Annotated in this window: 4 protein-coding genes; all 4 read left to right on the top strand. The window is 64.2% G+C overall.

Annotated features, from left to right (window positions below):
• A partial coding sequence (locus H7007_RS10550) for an acyl-CoA dehydrogenase family protein (RefSeq protein ID WP_287155226.1) occupies positions 1 to 632 on the top strand: 632 nt, incomplete at its 5' end.
• A gap of 4 nt (positions 633 to 636) precedes the next feature.
• A complete protein-coding gene (locus H7007_RS10545; RefSeq protein ID WP_287155225.1) occupies positions 637 to 1362 on the top strand; it encodes a hypothetical protein in 726 nt (241 codons plus the stop codon).
• Positions 1363 to 1374: 12 nt separating this feature from the next.
• Positions 1375 to 2094 carry a hypothetical protein gene (locus H7007_RS10540; protein WP_287155224.1) on the top strand — a complete coding sequence of 240 codons (720 nt, stop codon included), beginning with the start codon at positions 1375 to 1377 and terminating at the stop codon, positions 2092 to 2094.
• Between the two features lie 484 nt (positions 2095 to 2578).
• Positions 2579 to 2941, top strand: a complete 363-nt coding sequence (locus H7007_RS10535; protein ID WP_287155223.1) for a hypothetical protein — start codon at positions 2579 to 2581, stop codon at positions 2939 to 2941.
• Positions 2942 to 3199: the final 258 nt, after the last annotated feature.

Here is a 3199-nt window from a genome sequence, read left to right as displayed (position 1 = left end):
CCATCATCTTCGTGCCTTGCGACCGCCCCGGCGTGACCCAGGGCCCGGCCTACGAGAAGGCGGGCATGGCCGCGGACAAGAACGGCGACATCTGGTTCGAGAACGTGCGCGTCCCCCTGTGGTACCGGGCCTGCGGCCCCGGGGACGACGCCAAGTACTACGGCGAGGTGGTCTCCCTGGGCAACATGGGGAGCATCGCCTTCGCCGTGGGGGTGATGCTCAACATCTATGAGAAACTGCAGGAGTACGTGAACCGCAAGACCTACCGCGGCATGCCCCTCAAGGAGAACGACGCCGTGGCCGGGGTGCTGGCCGACTTCGCCGCCACCATCGAGGCGGTGCGCATCATCGGTTACCAGTGTGCCCGCATGTGCGACCGCCAGGACCTCTACGGGCCGCGCTGGACCCCGGAGATCGTGGCCCGGGCCCGCGCCCACCGTTACTTCGCCGCTGACCGCGCCCTGGAGGCTATCGGCAAGGTGATGAACCTCATGGAATGCTTTGGGCCGGACCGCGACTGGGACGTGGAGAAGCACTGGCGGGACATCAAGATGGTCCAGCTCTGGCTAGGCGGCAAACAGCTCAGCCAGATGGAGGTGGCCCGCTGGTTCTTCGAGTGCGAGACGCTTTGAGGTGATGAAGATGGCCGTGGAAACGGGTACCCGGACGGAAGTGGAGACGCGGGGGCTGGTGGACGCCCTGGACCGCATCCTGCGCCAGCTCATCAGCACCCCCAAGTTCAAAGAGACGGTGATCACCCTGCTCAACGCGGTGGACCCGCCTGCGGCGCGCCGCCTGGTGCGTACCATATTCTGGCAGGACCCTGGGTTGCTCATGTCCGTGCTCGGGACCCTGCCGGCGATACTGAACACCGCGTTCCAGGCCCTGGCGGAGGCAGCCGCCCAGATGAACTCCATGCCTGCCCCCCTCCTCCAGGACCTCCTGCACCGCATCGTGGAGGGCCTGGACGGAGAGGCCCTGGGCGAGGCGGCGGGGGGACTGGCGAAGATGAGCCTCTCCCTCGGGCTATCGGAGGAGGGGAGCGGCCTGCGCCGCAGCCTCTCCTCCCTGCGCGGCGATTTCTTCTCCGCCTTCTCAGCCGCCATGGGAGATGCCTCCCTGGCCGAGCGCCTCAGCGCCTGGATGGCCGCCGCGGGCGAGAGGGCCAAGGACAAAGAATCGTCCACTTACGCCTTCGTCCAGGCCCTCAGGAAGGCCCTGGAAAAGAACCCGGACTTCGTGAAGCACGTCTTACAGCCCCTTCTGGAATTACCCGCCAAATCCTCGACGAGGAAGGCTTCAACGAAGTCCGGTGAGACCAAACCGGACGCCAGCAAGCCGGCCGCCAAGAAGGAAGGGTAAGGGGGTGAGAGCATGGAACGCCGGGATGTAAACCCGGGCCTCGGGGAGAGGATACTCAAGGAGGTCATCGCCACCCCCGCCCTGAAGGAGGTCTTCCTCCTCCAGATAAAGGACATCAGGCCAGAGACGGCGTCAGGTCTTGTCAAGACCCTGCTCTGGGGGGACCCGGGCGTCTCCATGAGCCTCTTCGGGGCCCTGCCCGATGCCGCCAACTGGCTGCTGGAGTTCCTGCTCGAGCTGGGACGCCAGCTCAACGGCCTCCCAGAGCCGCTGCTCCGGGACATCTTGGGGCGCATCGGCGCGGGTATAGACCGTGAACGCCTGGGGGAGCTTCCCCAGATTTACGGGAAGCTCCTGCGCCGTCTGCTCCTGGGGGAGGGCAGGCCTCCCGAGGAGGTCCGGGACGCGGTGGTCTCCGCGCTGAACCGGGCCCTCGCCGCCCTCGAGCGCTCCACCGCCCAGCTGGAGGCGAACCGGGAGGAGATGGCGCGCACCCTGCGCAGGGCCTGGAAGGAACTGGATACCGCCTCCCTGGCCAGGACGGCGCGCCGCATGGCCTCCCTTCTCGCCGCCGCTGCGCGCCCTGAACGCGGGGAGGGGGAGGGAAAAGGCGCGGCCAAGGCCGCCAAGCTGGCCGCGGGAGCGGCGGCCGGGCTGCTTGCCCTGCGCTTCATCAAGAAGAGGACGAGGGAGAAGCGCAAAACCCGGGAGAGGAGCAGGTTCATATGTTAAATCAAAGGAATGAGCACACAACGGCTTCTACGGGGCGCTAGGACGTTATCGGAGAGGAAAGCGCCGAAAGAGGCCTACGGTGGAGACATTCCGATAAACCCGTGAAAACGGAAAACAGCGGGAAAAAGGAAACCGGCAAGAGGATATGGGTTATGCAGCGCAAGGTCTCGTATGGTATATGCCCCTCGCGGGCGCACAAACCCGCGATTGGAGAAAAGATTTACGGAGTCAGATGGCTTTCATAAGAGCGAGATTTGAAGAGCCTCGTTTGCCAAGGCGCGGCTGTCGGGAGGAGCCCCATGTGGGGAGGAAGACGCCACAAAACGGCAAATCCCGCGTTCGGGTTTCCCTCGCGCAGCCGGACGGCCCCCGGACGAGGTCGCAGCGCGAAAGACATCGCTCGGATGATCGCGAGCGGCGGGAGGGATGAAAAGTGTCAGGAGAAACCGGAGCCGGCGAGAAGCTGAAGAGGTGGCGGAGATTCATGTACGCATACAACACGGCCATGTGCTTGAGCATGGGCCCTCCCATGGTCTTATTCCAGAAACTGCCAAGGGCCATCCTCAAGTGGCCATATGAGGACCCGGTGATGATGGGCATCTACGGTACCATCGTCACCTCTGTGGGGGTTTGCTCCGCGGCCGCCGTGCGCAGCGAGGAGGCCCAGGAGAGGTTCCTCCCCCTCTTCCTGGTCCAGATGCTCTACAAGACGATGACCTGCGCCCTGCTGGCCAGGGAGCTGCGCAAGAAGGAGGTGGAGCCCTGGGGCCTGCGGCTCATCCTCTGGTTCTTCGCGGCTTATATCGTCATGCTCGCGGGAACCGCGCCCTGGAAAGCGGGCAAGTGACATGCAGGGCGTGATCTCGGCACGGGGAGGTGGTGTTGCCCTAAAGTCACAAGAAACGGGAAGTCGGGTGTCGCTTCCCGAGGCGGCCGAAAACGAAAGCGCTGGCTGTCCCTGAACCACGTGAAGAGAAAAAATGCGGTAGCAATCCACTCCACTTACACGAAGCTCATTCGCTGCAACGTCCATACCCACATCGAGCAGATTTTCAAAACCACGTTCTTCCGGCTGTCTACCACCGCCGACCTCGGGAAGGGAGAG

The sequence above is a fragment of the Candidatus Solincola tengchongensis genome, assembly GCF_015711935.1.
GTDB classification, from domain to species: Bacteria; Actinomycetota; Geothermincolia; order Geothermincolales; family RBG-13-55-18; genus Solincola_A; species Solincola_A tengchongensis.
Note: the sequence above shows the minus strand (reverse complement) of the source record. Positions and strands in the feature narration are given on the sequence as shown.